Origin of the sequence: Paraliobacillus zengyii, from assembly GCF_003268595.1 — a bacterium.
GTDB lineage: Bacteria > Bacillota > Bacilli > Bacillales > Amphibacillaceae > Paraliobacillus_A > Paraliobacillus_A zengyii.
In genome coordinates, this window is record NZ_CP029797.1 from 3,337,567 (window position 1) to 3,356,340 (window position 18,774).

At 35.9% G+C, this 18,774-nt stretch carries 15 protein-coding genes; 3 read left to right on the plus strand and 12 right to left on the minus strand.

What is annotated here, in order from left to right; translation table 11 throughout:
• Positions 1-130: 130 nt before the first annotated feature.
• Entirely contained in the window at positions 131-2,305 is a 2,175-nt protein-coding gene (locus tag DM447_RS16490; protein WP_112182279.1) for a DNA topoisomerase III, read from the minus strand.
• Positions 2,306-2,479: 174 nt separating this feature from the next.
• On the opposite strand from DM447_RS16490, the gene DM447_RS16495 reads away from it, so the two are divergent.
• Positions 2,480-3,277 (plus strand): TIGR00266 family protein, encoded by a 798-nt coding sequence (locus DM447_RS16495; RefSeq protein ID WP_112182280.1) that lies wholly within the window; start codon positions 2,480-2,482, stop codon positions 3,275-3,277.
• Between the two features lie 193 nt (positions 3,278-3,470).
• Here the strand turns inward: DM447_RS16495 and DM447_RS16500 are convergent, their stop codons facing one another.
• The 4 genes from DM447_RS16500 to DM447_RS16515 form a co-directional block, all read right to left on the minus strand.
• Positions 3,471-4,070, minus strand: coding sequence for a nitroreductase family protein (locus DM447_RS16500; protein ID WP_112182281.1), 600 nt, complete (start codon positions 4,068-4,070; stop codon positions 3,471-3,473).
• Positions 4,071-4,166: 96 nt separating this feature from the next.
• Positions 4,167-5,432 carry an MFS transporter gene (locus DM447_RS16505; RefSeq protein WP_112182282.1) on the minus strand — a complete coding sequence of 422 codons (1,266 nt, stop codon included), beginning with the start codon at positions 5,430-5,432 and terminating at the stop codon, positions 4,167-4,169.
• A gap of 43 nt (positions 5,433-5,475) precedes the next feature.
• A complete protein-coding gene (locus tag DM447_RS16510; RefSeq protein ID WP_112182283.1) occupies positions 5,476-6,741 on the minus strand; it encodes an MFS transporter in 1,266 nt (421 codons plus the stop codon).
• Positions 6,742-6,889: 148 nt separating this feature from the next.
• On the minus strand, positions 6,890-8,185 hold the full coding sequence (locus tag DM447_RS16515; RefSeq protein ID WP_112182284.1) for a helix-turn-helix domain-containing protein: 1,296 nt from the start codon (positions 8,183-8,185) through the stop codon (positions 6,890-6,892).
• A gap of 289 nt (positions 8,186-8,474) precedes the next feature.
• On the opposite strand from DM447_RS16515, the gene DM447_RS16520 reads away from it, so the two are divergent.
• Together DM447_RS16520 and DM447_RS16525 are read left to right on the plus strand one after the other, a co-directional pair.
• Entirely contained in the window at positions 8,475-10,097 is a 1,623-nt protein-coding gene (locus tag DM447_RS16520) for an ABC-F family ATP-binding cassette domain-containing protein (RefSeq protein WP_112182285.1), read from the plus strand.
• 179 nt (positions 10,098-10,276) lie between these two features.
• Positions 10,277-11,644 (plus strand): FAD-dependent oxidoreductase, encoded by a 1,368-nt coding sequence (locus DM447_RS16525; RefSeq protein ID WP_112182286.1) that lies wholly within the window; start codon positions 10,277-10,279, stop codon positions 11,642-11,644.
• Between the two features lie 52 nt (positions 11,645-11,696).
• Here DM447_RS16525 and DM447_RS16530 read toward each other — a convergent pair whose 3' ends face one another.
• The 7 genes from DM447_RS16530 to DM447_RS16560 all read right to left on the minus strand — a co-directional run bounded on the left by DM447_RS16530 (position 11,697) and on the right by DM447_RS16560 (position 18,773).
• Positions 11,697-13,502, minus strand: coding sequence for a solute:sodium symporter family transporter (locus DM447_RS16530; RefSeq protein ID WP_112182287.1), 1,806 nt, complete (start codon positions 13,500-13,502; stop codon positions 11,697-11,699).
• A gap of 283 nt (positions 13,503-13,785) precedes the next feature.
• Positions 13,786-14,562 carry a tryptophan synthase subunit alpha gene (trpA, locus tag DM447_RS16535; protein WP_112182288.1) on the minus strand — a complete coding sequence of 259 codons (777 nt, stop codon included), beginning with the start codon at positions 14,560-14,562 and terminating at the stop codon, positions 13,786-13,788.
• A complete protein-coding gene (trpB, locus tag DM447_RS16540; RefSeq protein ID WP_112182775.1) occupies positions 14,555-15,760 on the minus strand; it encodes a tryptophan synthase subunit beta in 1,206 nt (401 codons plus the stop codon). Before trpB ends, trpA begins: the two co-directional genes overlap by 8 nt.
• 5 nt (positions 15,761-15,765) lie before the next feature.
• Positions 15,766-16,374: a phosphoribosylanthranilate isomerase gene (locus DM447_RS16545; RefSeq protein WP_199286609.1), complete on the minus strand. Its 609-nt coding sequence runs from the start codon at positions 16,372-16,374 to the stop codon at positions 15,766-15,768.
• 15 nt (positions 16,375-16,389) lie between these two features.
• Complete coding sequence (gene trpC, locus DM447_RS16550; protein ID WP_112182290.1) at positions 16,390-17,163, minus strand: indole-3-glycerol phosphate synthase TrpC; 774 nt, start codon at positions 17,161-17,163, stop codon at positions 16,390-16,392.
• A 4-nt stretch (positions 17,164-17,167) separates the two neighbouring features.
• Positions 17,168-18,190: an anthranilate phosphoribosyltransferase gene (trpD, locus tag DM447_RS16555; protein WP_112182291.1), complete on the minus strand. Its 1,023-nt coding sequence runs from the start codon at positions 18,188-18,190 to the stop codon at positions 17,168-17,170.
• Positions 18,174-18,773 (minus strand): anthranilate synthase component II, encoded by a 600-nt coding sequence (locus DM447_RS16560; protein WP_112182292.1) that lies wholly within the window; start codon positions 18,771-18,773, stop codon positions 18,174-18,176. The genes trpD and DM447_RS16560 overlap by 17 nt, the downstream gene beginning before the upstream one ends.
• Between the last annotated feature and the right edge of the window lies 1 nt (position 18,774).

Sequence of the window (18,774 nt, forward strand, 5' to 3'; positions counted from 1 at the left end):
GTAATCATTACGATTAAGATTATATATTATAGAGGTAAAGGTTGTCAATTCATATTTAAAATAAAAAGAGTCAAGTAACACTCCTTAAATTGGAATGTCTTACTTGACTCTTTCAAACCGACACAAGAAATTATTTTTTCCATTTCGCTAACGCTTCTGCTAGCGCTGGGTTTGTGAATTCCTCTTTTTCTTGTTTTACGTATTTTTTTACATCTTGTTTAGATGCTTTCTTCTGGCTGTTTTGTTCTTTACGCTTTTGAAATGCAGATAGCTTTTCACGATGACCACAGCTACATGTAAATGTTTGTCTTTCACCTTCACCACGCATTTCCAATTTCTTATGACAGTTTGGACAACGTGCGTTAGTTTTCCGGGCAATATTCTTTTTCTCACCACAAGATCGATCCTGACAAACAAGCATTCTGCCATTCTTGCCATTTATCTCTAACATTAACTTACCGCAAGTCGGACATTTGGTTCCAGTAATATTATCATGCTTGTAATTTTCTTTACTATTTTTAATTTCTCGTACAACTATTGTCGCATAGGTTTTCATTTCTTTAATGAACGCTTCTTTTTTCAAATCCCCATTAGCAATCTTAGTTAACTTCTGCTCCCATTCAGCCGTTAAGATTGGAGATTGTAAATCTGCTGGTACAATATCAAGTAATTGACGTCCTTTTGACGTTGTAAATAAGGACTTTCCCTTACTTTCAATATAATTTGTATGGAAAAGCTTTTCAATGATGTCTGCTCGCGTTGCTACTGTTCCTAGTCCACCTGTTTGATGCATCGTTTGTACCAATTGTTTATTTTGTTGATCCATATACTTTACTGGATTCTCCATTGCCTCTAATAAAGTACCTTCAGTAAAACGTGCTGGAGGTTGTGTTTTTCCGTTTGTCATACGAACGGTAACATCCTGTAAGACATCACCTTTTGTAAGATTAGGTAGCGTCTGTTCATCCGCTGTTTCACGGTCATCATGGAAACGATTTTGATAAATTTCTTTCCAACCATTATCTTTTACTTTCTTTCCTTTAGCGGAAAAGCGTTCTCCCCCAAATGTAACCTCAACGGTTGTCTGTTCATATACATATGGTTTTGATAACACAGCTAAGAAACGTTTCACTACAAGATCATAAATTTTTCGCTCTTTATCATCTAAATCTGCCAATATTACCCCTTGTTCAGTTGGAATAATCGCATGGTGATCAGAAACTTTTTTATCATCAACAAAAGATTTATTCGGATTGATACCCTGCTTTAAAATAGTTGCTGCTACTTTCGCATACTGATCTACGCCACAAGCATCGACACGGTCTTTTAACGTAGGTACAATATCTGCTGATATAAAGCGTGAATCTGTTCGTGGGTATGTCAATACTTTATGCTGCTCATAGAGTTTTTGCATGATTGATAATGTCTGTTTACCAGAAAAACCAAATGCCTTATTTGCTTCCTGCTGTAAGCTTCCCAAATCATATAAAGGTGGCGCAAAGCTTTTTTTCTCTTTTTTATCTATTTCTGTAATTGTTGCTTGCTTGGCTTTTAGGTTTGTCGCTAGTTTTTCTGCCTTTTCTTTATCAAAAATGCGTGTATCATTTTTTTCATTACGCCATGTTAATGTAAAGCCTTGCTTCGTTTTAGCCTCAAGTCCGTAGAAATCTTTCGGTTGAAACTTTTTAATCTCTTCTTCACGTTTAGCAATCATCGCTAGCGTTGGCGTTTGGACACGTCCACTTGATAATTGCGCATTAAATTTTGTTGTTAGAGCTCGGGTTGCATTTAAACCGACATACCAATCCGCTTCCGAACGTGCAACAGCTGACTGAAATAGGTTCTGATAATTCTTGCCAGGCTTTAAGTTAGTAAAGCCATCTCGAATTGCTTTATCTGTGACAGAAGAAATCCACAGGCGTTTTACTGGTTTGTTAACACGTGCTTTCTCTATAATCCAACCAGCTACAAGTTCACCTTCACGTCCTGCATCCGTTGCGATCACAATATCTGACACATCTTTTCGTTGCATTTGTGCTTTCACTGTTTGGAACTGCTTACCGGTTTTCTTCATAACTACTAACTTTAAATCAGCGGGCAGCATTGGTAAATCTTCTAACTTCCACGTTTTAAATTTCTCATCATATGTTTCAGGGTCTGCCAAGGTTACTAAATGACCTAGAGCCCAAGTTACAATATATTTCGAACCTTCAAAATAGCCATTTGCTTTTTTGGTACAATTTAATACACGTGCAATGTCACGACCAACTGAAGGTTTTTCTGCTAATACAACTGTTTTACTCATTCATTTCAACCCTTCCTAGTTACTACTTATACTTTATCATAACAAGCAATAGACAAAAAAGGAATTAACTATCTTAATAGGTCATTCCTTTACTTATTATATTTTTTTGTAAAAATGATACTTTTCACTAGTTTAAATCGTATGATAGATATAACTTGAAAGGGGACGATGAAAATGAATAACCATGAAATTGATTACAAGCTTTATGGCGATGATATGCAATTTGTTGAGGTTGAACTTGATCCAAACGAATCAGTAATTGCTGAAGCTGGCAGTTTAATGATGATGGAAGAAAAAATTGAGATGGAGACTATTTTTGGTGATGGTTCTTCTGATGGTCCCAGCGGATTGGTTGGTAAATTACTTGGTGCAGGGAAACGTGTGATCAGTGGAGAAAGTTTGTTTATGACTGCTTTCACAAATGAGGGTGCTGAAAAAAGACGGGTATCATTTGCAGCTCCTTATCCAGGAAAGATCATACCAATGGATTTAAGTGAGATGAATGGTAAGTTAATCTGTCAAAAGGATGCGTTCTTAGCAGCAGCTAAAGGGGTCTCCGTTGGGATAGAGTTCCAACGTAAACTAGGCACTGGCTTTTTTGGTGGAGAGGGCTTTATTATGCAAAAGCTCGAAGGTGATGGCATGGCATTTGTTCATGCTGGTGGAACAATGTATAAGCGTGAACTTAAACCTGGAGAAACCCTTCGCGTAGATACAGGTTGCCTTGTAGCAATGACAGGTGAGGTGGATTATAACATCGCTTTTGTTGGCGGTATTAAAACAGCCCTCTTTGGTGGAGAAGGACTCTTTTTTGCTACTTTACGTGGCCCAGGTACTATCTGGATTCAATCCCTGCCATTCAGTAGATTAGCAAGTCGTGTCTTCTCTGCAGCCCCTGAAAATGGAGGATCTAAGGGAGAAGGAAGCATTGCCAGCGGATTGTTTGATATTTTTGGTGGCGACAGAAGATAATTTTGTCCGCCGAATTAATGCTCTCTTCCGTCGGATTAGTTGCTCCGTCCGCCGAATTAATGCTCTCTTCCGTCGAATGAATTAGCGCTTCGTCCGCTGAATTAACGCTCTCTTCCGCCGGATTAGCGCATAACTTAGTCTTAGAAAAAGCAAAAAAGCGAATCTTCTCTTATAGAGAATTTCGCTTTTTTACTTATTTAAAGAATTTAACCCGTTCTTCTAAAGGTTGAAAGTCTTTTTCGCCAGCATCCGCAACGGGTTTACCAAAGGGCATTTGCGCTTTTAGTTCCCAGTTGGTTGGTATCTTCCATTTTTCTTTTACCTCATCATCAATTAGTGGATTATAATGTTGTAACGATGCCCCTAATCCCTCTATTTCTAATGAAGTCCACACAACAAACTGCAAAATACCAGATGCTTGGTCAGACCAAACTGGGAATTTATCTGCATATAATTCCATGTCTTTTTGTAAACCTTCTACAACGCTTTGATCTTCAAAGAAAAGAACCGTTCCATAACCACTTGCGAAGCTTGCGATTTTGTCTTCTGTTGAAGAAAAATTATCGGCTGGCACTATTTTACGCAATGTTTCTTTTGTCATATCCCATAGCGCTTGATGATGGTCACCAAATAAGACGACAACACGACCACTTTGCGAATTAAATGCATATGGAGAATACTTCACAGCATAGTTTACCACTTCTTCTATTCGATCTTCAGATACTACAGATTCATTACTGATTTGATAAAATGAACGTCTGTCTTTTATAGCTGTATAAAAATCTTTTGACATCTTACAACCCTCCAAATTTCACGTTTGTATTTTTACAATCTTATCCTCTACAAAAAAAGAATAATCATACAGTTAAACGTAAAGTCTTCTTAAGAATTAATAAGACTGCTTTAATTCAGATTTAGATGGTTTTTTTGCCAAAAATGCAAAGACAACACCTAAAGCAGGGAATATAAGTGTCACTAACAGAATCGGAGTGTAGCTTTGAAATAAATCAAATCCATAACCAAATGGTAACGGACCAAAAGCAGATCCTAGTACAATCATTGTTGTTCCTACGCCATTAATACTTCCTATGTATTTACGACCAAAGTAATTAGGCCAAATAATTTTCAAACTAATTCGTTCAAGACCATTTGCTATTCCCCACATTACACCAAATAAGATTGCAATCACCACATTTGTAGTAACTAATAACAATAGCAATAAAATGATCTCAATTAAAAATATTGCTATAAGCAAATAATTGGTCGGAAGTCTATCAGTCAAATAACCAGTTACCAATGACATTGGAATACCTACAACCGCCATTAAACTAAGTACAGTAGCTGCCACCTCAAGTGATAAGCCTTGGCTATCAAATATAGAGAAGATATGAAATGTTATCCCTGTATTAACCATTGCAGGAATTCCAATACAAGTGATTAGTAACCAAAATGTTTTTGTTTTGGCTGCTTCCTGCAATGTCCAATCTTCTTGTGCAGGATCTGCTGCTGCAGCTCCCAAAATGGGTTCCTTTTTCTTAGCATCAATCTTACCATCTGGAACTAAACCAATATCCTCTGGTTTGTTGCGAACACCAAATAATGCGAATGGTAGAAAGATTACTAATAGTGCAACACCCCAAAAACGCCAAGCAAATTGCCAATCCCACGTTTGTATTAACCATGTATTTATAATAGGAAATAATGCAGCACTTATAAAACTACCAAGCGTCATGATACTAAAAGCAAATCCCCGCTTTTTAATGAACCACTGTGCGACAAGTGTATTTGGTATTAAGGTCATACTCCCCTGTCCTAGAAGGCGAATCAGAAAAAAGCCAATCGCAAGCATCCAAATACTCGAAATTATACTATTAAAGAAGCATGCTAACGCAAAAAGTGTTCCAACCGTTACCATCATAATGCGTTGGCCAAATCGATCAATAAATCGACCGACAAACATCATAATTAGACCTGCACATAAGGTTGCAGCAGAATATACACCCGATACTTGGGATCTACTCCAGCCAAAATCATTGATATATTGATCTATAAAAGCTGAGTTGGAATACGTTTGACCAGGTCCGGAAAAAAAGATTCCTAACCCTGCGATAAAAACGATCATCCAGCCATAATAAAACTGTTTTACTAATTTCATTACTACTTTTTCTCCCCCTTATTTCTTTTTTATAATTGATACATTAAGATGCCTGCTCTTGTTTAGATGGTTTTTTTGCGTTTAGAGCACAGAAAAAACCAATTACCGGAAAAAGTATTGCCATAAATAATACAGGCGTATAGCTGTGAAAGATATCATACCCAGTACCAAATGGAAGTGGACCAAATGCTGATCCCAATACCCCCATTGTTACACCTATGCCATTAATACTTCCAATATATTTGCGACCAAAATAATTTGGCCAAATAACATTTAAACCGATTCGTTCAAAACCATTCGCAATACCCCATAACGCCCCAAAAAGTATTGCCACGGCTACATTTGTCATTACTAATAATAATAACAATAATAAAATTTCTATAATAAATATACATACTAATAAATAATTCGTCTGTATTCTTTCTGTAATAAAACCAGATACAAGTGACATAGGAATACCTACGATGGCCATTAAACTAAGTACAGTTGCAGCAATTTCTGGTGACAAATCGTTCGTAGCAAAAATCGAGAAAAGATGAAAGGTGATTCCTGTATTAATCATCGCTGGAATACCTACACAGACTAAAATAAGCCAAAATGTCCTCGTTTTACGAGCTTCTTTTAGTGTCCAATCCTCTTCAGCAATAGTAGGAATTATTGCACCTAATATAGGCTGTTTCTTCTTGGATGCTAACCCATCTGGAACAAGTCCTATATCTTCTGGTTTATTACGCACTCCAAACAAAGCGATTGGTACGAAAATAACTAGTAATGCAACTCCCCAAAAGCGCCAAGCAAACTGCCAGTCAAATGTTTGAATTAACCATGTGTTGATAATTGGAAAAAGCGTTGCACTTGCAAAACCACCCAATGTCATAATACTAAAAGCAAAGCCTCGTTTTTTTATAAACCATTGTGCAACAAGCGTATTCGGTATGAGTGACATACTTCCCTGCCCTAGAAGACGAATCAGAAAAAAGCCAATCGCAAGCATCCAAATACTTGAAACCATGCTGTTAAAAAAACAAGCTAACGCAAAAAGCGTTCCAACCGTTACCATCATAATGCGTTGGCCAAATCGATCAATAAATCGACCGACAAACATCATAATTAGACCTGCACATAAGGTTGCAGCAGAATACACACCCGATACTTGGGATCTACTCCAGCCAAAATCATTAATATATTGATCTATAAAAGCTGAATTGGAATAAGTTTGACCAGGTCCAGAAAAAAAGATTCCTAAACCTGCGATAAAAACGATCATCCAGCCATAATAAAAATTACTACCTATTTTTTTAAAAGTCATCCGGCTAATCCTCCATTATTTATAGTAGTTCATGAGCAGATTCAAGCGTGGAAGAAAAGAACGAAGAGGAAATAAGATATATCTTATCACTATTTTATTTGCAATGAAAGCGTTTATAGATTTACTAAAGGTCAAAAAAAATCCCCTTTTACTGTAGTAAAAGAGAATTACTGTCTTTTCTTCTAATTTGATCAACAGATTGAAAAGCTTCTTCAAAATAATCAGCTGCTACTTTATATTTGCGCTCTTTGTAGTAATATTCACCCATTTTTTTGAGGTATAAACCATATTCTATATATAACTCCCGCTCCTTCAAGAAGGGTAATACTTCTTTTTGCATTAACGTTTCAAATGACGGTGTAAAACCATAAATTAAATACTTATAAACTTTAATTTCATAAACTAGAACAGACTTGTTTGTCTTCATTTTCTTAGCCATATTAACCGCTCTCTCATACCAAATGATCGCTTGATCAAGATCATTTTGATCAACATATTCTTTCATTAAATTGATAGTGGCTACTAATTCTTCTTGACTTAATGTATTTTTTACAAGCTGATAACTTTGATTAAAACAATGCAATGCTTGTACTGGCTGTAGTTTTCTCTTGTACAATACGCCTAAATAATGCTGACATTCCGCTAGCAAACCCTGTTCATCTTGTTCATCTGCTATTGTGATCGCCAATTGAAAACTTTTCTTTGATTTTTCTATCTCTCTCATTCGTTGATAACCTATCCCGGTTAATATATGGCACTTAGCACAATTTTTTAGTAAATAGTTATTCCGATAATATTTTAATGCTTTATTAGCATATGTCATAGCATGGTAAGTGAAATACAAATCCGTTGTTACTTTTGCTATTCTATAATACAAATCATGTAATTCATATTGATAATTATGTATTTCTGACTTAATTAATTTTTCAGCATTTTGGAATTTTTCTAAACCTAAACTGTAAGCGGAATTTTCTATGTGGAAACAGCCAGAAAATTTATTCCAATAATAAAATTCTAATTCACTAAGTGAGTGCTCATACCTCGCTAATTTTTCATACTGTATTTTTGCATTTTCAATTTGGTTAGTTAAAAGGTAAAACTGTAGCGTGTGTAACTCGACTAAGCAATACAAATCAGAGTCAATTACCTTTTCAAATTCTTCACTTATTTGCTGATAGGTTTTATGAGCAGTCGCAAGGTTTCCATATAATAATTCTGTAAACCATCTATTACAAACAATTAGTATTTGTTCATCATCTGTACATACTGGTTTGATTTGTAATTTATCACATATCAGTTTTATTGCCTCTATATTTGGCGCGGCTGTATTATGCTCAATTTTTGATAAATAAGAAACAGAAACAATGCCATTAGCTAATTCTTCCTGTGTCATTTTTGCTTTAATACGGTAGTACTTTATTTTTTTCCCTATGCCGGTTGCCATTATACAAAATCCCCCATCACACTTTCATTAATTATTTCTATAGATGAAACATGCATTACTTTATTATAACGTATTACACTAGCGTTTCGTTTCAATATCATTTAAATTTTTATTCTATCTGTCATTTTAGTCCGTTCAGCCTGTCGATGCAAAATTTTCAAGTTTAAAAAGTTGAATTTCTTCTATTAATAATTAGGTTATTACATATTATTGCCACGGAGTTGACTTACAGGCTTAAATCGCTTAAGCTTAGCTTTGATTATGTTTTTTCTGGAGGAATAATAAATATATGTTACAAGCCACGAATGTTAGTTTACGTTTTGGAGATAAAAAGTTATTTGAAGATGTTAATATCAAGTTCACACCTGGCAATTGTTATGGGTTAATTGGAGCAAATGGAGCTGGAAAGTCAACTTTTCTAAAAGTTCTTTCTGGTGAAGTAGAGGCACAAAGTGGGCACGTATCCCTTGGCAAAGATGAACGTTTAGCTGTCTTACAACAAGATCACTTCGCTTATGAATCACAAGAAGTTTTGCAAACAGTTGTCATGGGACATACGCGTTTATATGAAGTAATGCAAGAGAAAGACGCCGTTTATGCAAAAGCTGACTTTACTGAAGAAGATGGCATGCGCGCTGCTGAATTAGAAGGTGAATTCGCGGAATTAAATGGGTGGGAAGCAGAATCTGATGCTGCAGTCTTATTAAAAGGTTTAGGTGTTAGTGAAAAACTTCATGATAAGAAAATGGAGGAACTTAGTGGTTCTGACAAAGTAAAAGTGTTGTTAGCACAAGCACTATTCGGTTCACCTGACATTTTGTTATTAGATGAGCCTACCAACCACTTGGATATTACTGCAATTCATTGGTTAGAAGAATTCTTGATCAACTTTGAGAATACCGTTATTGTTGTTTCCCATGACCGTCACTTCTTAAACAAAGTATGTACACATATTGCTGATGTTGATTTTGGGAAAATTCAACTTTATATCGGAAACTATGACTTTTGGTATGAATCAAGTCAATTAGCTTTACAAATGTCTCAAGATAATAATAAGAAAAAAGAAGAAAAAATAAAAGAATTACAAAACTTTGTTGCGCGTTTTAGTGCAAATGCTTCTAAATCTAAACAGGCTACTTCTCGTAAGAAGATGCTTGATAATATTTCATTAGAAGATATTAAACCATCATCTAGAAAGTATCCTTATGTGATGTTCACACCTGATCGTGAGATGGGAAATGATTTTCTACGCGTGGAAGGTCTCTCAAAAACGATTGACGGTAAAAAGGTACTAGATAATGTGAGTTTTACGTTAAATCGTGATGATAAAGTTGCATTTGTTGGAAGAGATGAGTTAGCGAAGACCGTCCTTTTCCAAATAATTATGGGAGAAGTAGAGCCTGATGAAGGAACTTATACTTGGGGCGTCACAACTTCTCAATCATATTTCCCTAAAGATAATAGTGAATTCTTTGAAGGTAATGACATGCCACTTGTTGACTGGTTACGTCAATATGCACCGCCAGAAGATCAAACGGAGACATTCTTACGTGGTTTCCTTGGAAGAATGTTATTCTCTGGAGAAGAAGCATTGAAAAGAGCAAATGTTTTATCTGGTGGAGAGAAAGTACGTTGTATGTTATCTAAAATGATGCTTTCACATGCTAATGTGCTTATCTTAGATGAACCAACAAACCACTTAGATTTAGAGTCGATTACTTCTTTAAACAACGGCTTAATCAAATTTAAAGGTTCATTATTGTTCACGTCTCATGACCAACAATTTGTTAACAGTATTGCAAATCGCTTAATTGAGATTACACCTACTGGCATTGTTGATAAGGAAATGAGCTATGATGAGTATGTATTAGATAAAAAATTACAAAAACAAATTAGTGAAATGTACGCATAATAACAAGGTTAAAATCCCACTTTAAATAAAGTGGGATTTTTTATTTGTGAACCTTTTGTGAACTGTTGAACTTACCTATTGTGATTTATTACACATAGTTGTACAATAAGTTTACAAACATTTCATTGCATAGTTTTTAACTTAATGTGAAATAATGAACCTAATGGAGGATGATAAAAATGAAAATAGCAGTTATCGGTTGTACACATGCAGGAACAGCAGCTATAACAAATATTTTAAATCTATATCCAGAAGCAGAAATTGAAGTTTTCGAAAAAAATGATAATGTTTCCTTTCTATCTTGTGGTATTGCCTTGTATGTTGGAGGTGTTGTAAATGATGCAGCTGGATTATTCTATGCATCCGTTGATCAATTTGAAAAAAACGGTGTGAAAATGCACATGCAACATGAGGTAATCAATTGCGATATTAACGGAAAGAAAATAGAAGCAAAAGATCTAAAAACAGGTAAAACTACTAACCATACTTTTGATAAAATTATTGTCACAACAGGTTCATGGCCAATAACACCACCAATACCTGGTGGGGATTTAAACAATGTTGTCCTATGTAAAAATTATGACCATGCAAAAGAGATTATTCGACGTTCTGAATCCGTTAAAAAAGTTGTCGTTGTAGGTGCAGGTTATATCGGTGTTGAACTTGTTGAAGCTTTTGAAGAAAATGAGAAAGAAGTCACATTAATTGATAGTGAAGATCGAATTTTAAATCGTTATTTAGATGAAAAGTTCACTACACCTGTAGAAAATTCATTTAAAGAAAAAGGCGTTAATTTAGCATTAGGTCAAACCGTTTCTGCATTTGAAGGTAAAGAAACAGTTGAGAAGGTTATTACAGATAAAGGTGAATATGAAGCTGATCTGGTTGTTATGTGTATTGGTTTCCGACCAAATACAGGATTAGTAAAAGATCAACTCAACACACTGGGTAATGGAGCTATTATTGTTGATGCGTATATGCAAACAAGTGTGAAAGATGTCTATGCTGCAGGAGATTGTTGTGCAGTTCAATATAACCCAACAAAAGAGCCTGCATATATTCCTTTAGCTACTAATGCAGTTCGTATGGGGACGCTAGTTGCACACAACTTAGTTCAACCAACTTTAGCACATCCAGGAACACAGGGAACATCTGGCTTAAAGATTTACAATCACAACATTGCTTCAACTGGTTTAACCGTTTCTGCGGGTGAAGCATCTGGTTTAGCTGTTGGTAGTGCATATATTGAAGATACGTATCGCCCAGATTTCATGCCAGATAATGATGTTATTAAGTTACAACTGGTTTATGAATTAGAAACACACCGTGTTGTCGGTGCACAAGTTATATCAGATGCTGACTTTACTCAAGCAATCAATACAATAAGTATTGCGATCGCAAATGATATGACGATAGAACAACTAGCTTTAACAGACTTTTTCTTCCAACCACATTATAATAAGCCGATAAACTTCTTAAATCAAGTAGCCTTAGAAGCAATGGCACAGGAAACAAAAAAGAATAAAGAAGCGCTAGTAGAAGCTTAAAAAACACGCTCTCCTATAATAGGGGAGCGTGTTTTTTGCATTGTATTATAAATTACTGGATATTTCTATTGTTTGATTTTGAAACAATTTTTCGATTCTGATCAATAACCGCCTGTCCACGATTCAGTATATATTCATACTTCTTATTCCAAAACCTGAGAGAAATCCAGTACAATATGACTGTAATAGCAAGGTTTAGTATAGATATCGGCCAAAACAATTCAGATATGATACCACCTTCATATGCTAGGCCTATTGGTGAAAATATTACATACACTTCTATAATTGACATGATAAGCAATATGGAAACAGGAATGGCGTGTCTCCATGGCACTAACTTTTCAGTTGTGTATCCTATGCTCTGATATTGATTTGGCTTATTTAGTGGTTTTACTTTTCGCATTACTAACATAAACGCGACTTCAATCACTAACAGTATTCCGTATACATGAATATAATTCACACCTGATTCAAAATTCAATATCTGTTTCGTTCCCCAAACAAGAAAATAATACGCAAATATGTGGAATATGATCACAATTTTTGCTGCAATTGCTGGGATTTTTTTTGAGATAATTCCCATGATCATAATTACTAATATTGGAATATTAAAGAATCCTGTAAATTGACGAATTAAATTCCATAGACCATCTGGTGCATACATTAAAAATGGTGCCACAAAAAATGATACAAGGGCAATAAAAATACCGAAAATTTTACTAACCTTAATTAATTTCTCATCACTGGCATTTGGATCAAATTTTGGTTTATAAAAATCTAAAACAAATAATGTGGCCACACTATTTAATAATGAGTTAAATGAACTTAATACAGCACCCAATAGTACTGCCAAGAAAAATCCCATTAGCCAAACTGGTAATAGTTCACTAATTAATGTTGGATAGCTTAAGTCACCGTTTGAAATACTATCTCCATATAAATGAAACGCAATAACACCAGGTATCATCATAAATATCGGCACTAATAACTTTAAATAACCGGTAAACAATACACCCTTCTGCCCTTCTTTTAAGTTGCTCGCACCTAATATACGTTGAATGACGTATTGATTTAGTGCCCAATAAAAGAGGTTAGCAAAGATAATCCCAGTAAAAATAGATAAAAATGGCACTGAATCATTCGAATCACCAATTGCATTTAATTTCTCTGGATTAGTTGTCGCTACTTCTTTCATTCCCGTTAGTATGTCCCCGTTTCCCAGGGTAATAAAACCAAGTATAGGTACTAAGAAACCAATGAATACTAACCCTATACCGTTAATTGTATCTGAAACAGCTACCGCTCGAAGTCCACCAAATATAGCGTATATTGCGCCAATAATTCCTACAATCCATATCACAAGCCATAAAGATTGTGTATAAGAAAGGTTAAGTAAACTTGGGACATCAAACAACCTTAGAACCGCTAGACCACCTGAGTAAAGCATAGATGGGATAGTCACACACATATAACCTAACAGAAAAAGTAGTACTGTCATTCGCCGAACATCTTCATCGTAACGTGTATTTAGAAATTCTGGTATAGTTGATATGCCAATTCCAAGAAATTTCGGTAACAAAAAAATCGCCATAATGATTGCTGCGATTCCTGCCGTTACTTCCCAGGCCATACCAGACATGTTGCCTGTAAAAGATTGTCCATTAAGACCTATCAATTGTTCTGCTGATAAATTAGTTAATAACAAAGATCCTGCAATGAACACACCTGTTAATCCTCGTCCTGCTAAAAAGTATTCATTTACACTACTCGTCCTACCTCTTGTTAATCGATAAGAAACGAATGCTACTAAAGCCATAAAAAATGTACAAGACAGTAAGATAAAAAGAACGCTTTCCATTGTTAATCATCCCCATATTCTTGAATTTTTTGTATGAATTTTATATACCCGCTTCTTTATAAATTAAACAACAGTTTTCTGAATAAACAGTTTATTATAGGTAGTATATGTTTTAAAAATAATAACATTCCAATACCCGCTTTAGCTAATCCTTACACATAGGTTGTCAAAAAAAATACAGATATACTATACTTAAAAGTCAATGCTTAGTACTTATTCTTTTTGTGTAAAAGTTGCGTTATTATTAAAAAAAGATGCTACTCACAAGAGTAACATCTTCTATTTAAGCACGAGCTGATTGAATTAATGTTCGAATCGTTTCGTGATCACCTTTGTGTAATAAATCTACAATTCGGCTACCAACTACAACACCATCACAACTTTTGGTCAATTCTTTCACGTGTTCTGGAGTTGATACACCAAATCCCGCCAATACTGGTACCTTACTCATTTCTTGTAACGAAGTTAAATGTGCTGCAAGGTTTTCTTTAAATTCCGTTCGCGCGCCAGTTGTACCAGTAACGGTGACAGCATATAAGAATCCTTCTGTACGTTTAACAATTTCCTCTATTCGCTCTTTCGGACTTGTTAATGCAGCTAACCGAATTAATGCAATATTACTTGATGCAAGCTCTGAGACAACAATTGTTTCTTCTTCTAACGGTAAATCTGGTATGATTAAACCGTCTACACCTGCTTGCTCACATGCTTTCGCAAAATTCGCAATCCCATAAGCATAAATTGGATTAATATACGTCATCAAGACAATAGGAATACTTCGTGTTTGCTTTGTTTCAGCAAGTTTATTCAAGACAGCCCCAAGACTAACACCATTTTCTAATGCACGAATTCCCGCTTCTTGAATGGTAGGACCATCTGCAACTGGATCTGAAAAGGCGATACCTAGTTCCACCACTGTTGCACCACACTCTTCAAGAAAAGCTAGCTGTTCACCCAATTTATCTAATCCGCCATCACCCGCCATGATATAAGGAACAAATGCTTTATCACCATTCTTTAAAACACGTGCAAAGGCTTGATCAATTTTTTGCTTAGGCATTAGCCTCACCTCCAAGTGATTCTCTAATCGTTTCAACATCCTTGTCACCACGACCTGATAAACAAATAACGATTGTTTCTTCTGCTTGCATTTCTTTTGCTAATTTCATTGTATAAGCAATAGCATGTGCACTTTCTAATGCCGGAATAATCCCCTCAGTTCGTGAAAGTAATTGTAAGCCTTCAAGTGCCTCATCATCTGTAATAGACTCATATGTTACACGACCAATTTCTTTAAAATGGCTATGCTCTGGTCCTACGCCAGGATAGTCTAAACCAGCAGAGATAGAATGCGCCTCTTGAATTTGACCATTCGTATCTTGTAATAAGTATGTCATAGTACCATGTAAAATTCCTGCTTGACCATCCGTTAATGTTGCAGCATGCTTGCCTGTTTCTAAGCCAGCTCCTCCAGCTTCAACACCGTATAGCTTAACATCTTGATCATCAACAAATGGATAGAACATACCCATTGCATTACTACCACCACCAATACAAGCTACAATTGCATCTGGAAGTTTCCCTTCTGCTTTTTGAATTTGGCGTCTTGTTTCATCACCAATTACACGTTGGAAATCTCGAACAATTTGCGGGAAAGGGTGCGGTCCAACAACAGAACCAATAATATAATGCGTATCTTCTACATTACTTACCCAATAACGTAATGCCTCATTTACAGCATCCTTTAATGTTCCACTTCCTTGATCAACACTTTCAACACGAGCACCCAGTAGCTCCATTCGAAACACATTTAACTTTTGTCTACGAATATCTTCTTTCCCCATAAAAACAACACATTCTAAACCGAGTAGTGCACAAACAGTTGCTGTTGCAACACCATGCTGTCCAGCACCTGTTTCTGCTACAACCTTTTTCTTTCCCATTCGAACAGTAAGTAATGCCTGTCCAATAGCATTATTAATCTTATGGGCTCCAGTATGGTTTAAATCCTCACGCTTTAAATAAACTTTTGGTCCACCTAATTTTTTAGTAAGTCGTTCTGCATAATATAATGGTGTTTCTCTTCCAATATACTGTTCGAAATAATAATTAATTTCTTCTAAAAAGTTGGGATCCTTCATTGCCTCTTTATAGGCATTCTCTAACTCAATTACAGCTGGCATTAATGTTTCTGGTACAAATCTCCCTCCAAAAGAACCATAATGTCCTGTTTCATTTGGTTGATTATATTCTGCCACATTACTCACCTATCCCTTTTCACCTCATGTATAAAGGCTTTTATTTTTTCGTTATCTTTTGCTCCGTTTGTTTCAACCCCACTTGAAACATCAATTCCTGTAGGATTAACCTCTTCAATAGCTTCTGCGACATTACCTGCATGTAGGCCACCAGCTAATAATACTTTTCCCTCGATAGCTGGTATGTCTTTTACTAACGACCAATTAAACGTTTCCCCATTCCCACCGCGATATTTACCGGCAGGACTATCTAATAAAAAGTAAGCACATTGATAACCAACAAGTTGTTCAACATCTGCTTGATCACGAATTTGAAATGCTTTTATTACCGGATAATTTACTTCCTTACAGAAAGCAGCTGATTCATCTCCATGTAATTGTACATAGTCTAATCCTACTGTTTTAGCAACATCTTGAATTGTTGCGAGCTCTTCATTAACAAAAACACCAACTTTTTTCACATTGTCTGGCAACTTTTCAGCGATTAGTCGTGCTTGTTGCTTTGTTACTTGCCGTTTACTTTTAGCAAAAACAAATCCAATAAAGTCTGCACCTGCTGCTGCAGCCTGCAGTCCTGCTTCTATTGTCGTAATGCCACATATTTTAGCTAACATCATCTAGACCCCATTTCACAACTTAATCCGTAAATCGCTAAACGTTTTGTCTAATTGTCCAGAACGCATCATCGTCTCGCCGACTAGAATTCCACGTACCCCTGCTTTTTTAACTCGTTCAACGTCTGTTGTTGTTTTAATTCCACTTTCACTGATTACTACTGTTTTACTTGTATCAATTAATGTGGTCAATCTTTCGGTTATTGCTAGATCAACCTCAAACGTTTTTAGATTGCGGTTGTTAATCCCGATAATATCGGCCCCAATTTCTTGAGCGACCATTAGTTCTTCTTCATTATGAACTTCAAATAGTACCTCTAGATCTAATTGTTTTGCACATTTATATAATTCCAATAAGCGGTTCTTTGGTAATGCAGCAGCGATCAACAAAATGACATTAGCACCATAATCTTTTGCGCGCTCCAATTGGATTTCATCAATAATAAAATCTTTATTTAAAATTGGAATCTCTACCGCTTCACGAACAGCAGCAAGGTCATCCATCGTTCCTTTAAAGAAAGGATAATCTGTTAGAACAGAAATAACACTTGCTCCATATTTTTCATACTGTTTTCCTTGCTCTGGAGGATTTACGTCTGGATTTATAATTCCTTTTGATGGAGATGAGCGTTTGATTTCCGCAATAATATTCATATAGTCTGCTTCCATAAATATATCAAACAATGATTTAATCGGTAGCTTCCGTTGTCTTTCTTTTTTTTGATAGTTTTCTTTTAATAAAGCTACTTCTTTTTCCTTTTCTTCTAATATAGTATCTAGAATTGTCATCTTTTCACACCTCTTGTTTTATCTGATTACTGTAGTTGATCAAATTTTCTAGTTTTGCTAAGGCTGCACCAGAATCTATACTTTCTCGGGCCAAATCTACACCCTCTTGTACTGTACTTGCTTTTCCGTCAGCGAATATCCCTAAACCTGCATTAAATATAACGGTATCACGAGCGGCACCAGGTTTTCCATCTAGTACATCACGTAGGATTTGTGCATTTTCTTTCGCGTCACCGCCCTTAAGCTCCTCGTTCTGGTAAACAGGTAATCCTACCTCTTCCGCATGAAGTGTAAACTGCATGATTTCACCACGCTCTAATAGAACCAAATGATTCTCCCCAGCAAGTGAAGCTTCATCCATATGACCCGCACCATTTAGAATAAGTGCACGTTTTCGACCTAGTTGATGCAAAACATTTGCCATTTGTTCTAACATATCACGACGGTAAATCCCTAAGAGTTGCGTTGTTAATTCTATTGGGTTTGTTAAAGGTCCAATTAAGTTGAAAACAGTTGGAACACCTAATGTTTTACGTACTTTCATCATTCGCTTCATAGCTGGATGGACATGTGGTGCAAATAAAAAGGCTATCCCATTGTCTTTTAATAATATTTTCATATGTTCAGGTGTCATATCAAGCGAGACCCCTAATTGTTCCAATACATCCGCACTTCCTGTTTTACTCGAGACACTGCGATTCCCGTGCTTTGCAACAGTTATACCAGCTCCAGCAATCACAAACGCTGCTGTTGTACTAATATTAAAACTTTGCGACCCATCACCACCAGTACCACAATTGTCTATCACTCCTGGCATTACTTGTGAGACAGTTAGTGATTTCTCTCGAATTACATTGACTATTCCAGCAATTTCATCTGATGTTTCACCTTTAACTTTTAAAGCTGTCAAAAATGCACTAATCTCGATATCTGATGTTTCTTCCTTAAACATAATTCGTGCCGCTTCTTCCATTTCTAGTAAAGTTAAATCCGCACGATTCATAACTTTTTCAAGATATTGTCTCATATGATCGCTCCTTTTTTATTGTTTCAAAAAAATTCGCTAGCATTTGTTTTCCTGTATTTGTTCCAATTGATTCCGGATGAAATTGCAAGCCGTAAACTGGTAGATAATTGTGTTTCAACCCCATAATCTCATCATCATCAATGGATGTAGCAGTAATTTCAAGTGTGGCTGGTACTGTATCCTGTTTGACAACTAGGGAGTGATAACGCATTACCTCTAACGGTTCTTCCAAATCTTGAAATACCTCATCTTCCGTATGCTTGATCATTGATGTCTTACCGTGTTTAATATGTGTGGCATGAGAGACAGTCGCGCCATAAGCAACACCAATCGCTTGATGCCCTAGGCAAATACCTAAAATAGGAAAAATTCTATCTAACTGTTTCACGACATCGATACAAATCCCTGCTTCTTCTGGTGTGCCAGGTCCTGGTGAAAGAATTATTGCTTCAGGCTTCATCTTTTTAATTTCTTCAATCGTGATTTTATCGTTACGAACGACCTGCACCTCTTTATCTAATTCAGAAATATATTGAAATAGGTTATAGGTAAAAGAGTCATAGTTATCAATCAAAAGGATCATT

Coding starts and splice junctions, on each gene's coding strand:
- DM447_RS16520 (WP_112182285.1), top strand. CDS start 8,475: ATGTTACAAGCCACGAATGTTAGTTTACGTTTTGGAGATAAAAAGTTA.
- DM447_RS16505 (WP_112182282.1), bottom strand. CDS start 5,432: ATGAAATTAGTAAAACAGTTTTATTATGGCTGGATGATCGTTTTTATC.
- DM447_RS16490 (WP_112182279.1), bottom strand. CDS start 2,305: ATGAGTAAAACAGTTGTATTAGCAGAAAAACCTTCAGTTGGTCGTGAC.
- trpD (WP_112182291.1), bottom strand. CDS start 18,190: ATGAGACAATATCTTGAAAAAGTTATGAATCGTGCGGATTTAACTTTA.
- DM447_RS16525 (WP_112182286.1), top strand. CDS start 10,277: ATGAAAATAGCAGTTATCGGTTGTACACATGCAGGAACAGCAGCTATA.
- DM447_RS16495 (WP_112182280.1), top strand. CDS start 2,480: ATGAATAACCATGAAATTGATTACAAGCTTTATGGCGATGATATGCAA.
- trpC (WP_112182290.1), bottom strand. CDS start 17,163: ATGACAATTCTAGATACTATATTAGAAGAAAAGGAAAAAGAAGTAGCT.
- trpA (WP_112182288.1), bottom strand. CDS start 14,562: ATGCCTAAGCAAAAAATTGATCAAGCCTTTGCACGTGTTTTAAAGAAT.
- DM447_RS16510 (WP_112182283.1), bottom strand. CDS start 6,741: ATGACTTTTAAAAAAATAGGTAGTAATTTTTATTATGGCTGGATGATC.
- DM447_RS16500 (WP_112182281.1), bottom strand. CDS start 4,070: ATGTCAAAAGATTTTTATACAGCTATAAAAGACAGACGTTCATTTTAT.
- DM447_RS16530 (WP_112182287.1), bottom strand. CDS start 13,502: ATGGAAAGCGTTCTTTTTATCTTACTGTCTTGTACATTTTTTATGGCT.
- DM447_RS16545 (WP_199286609.1), bottom strand. CDS start 16,374: ATGTTAGCTAAAATATGTGGCATTACGACAATAGAAGCAGGACTGCAG.
- DM447_RS16515 (WP_112182284.1), bottom strand. CDS start 8,185: ATGGCAACCGGCATAGGGAAAAAAATAAAGTACTACCGTATTAAAGCA.
- DM447_RS16560 (WP_112182292.1), bottom strand. CDS start 18,773: ATGATCCTTTTGATTGATAACTATGACTCTTTTACCTATAACCTATTT.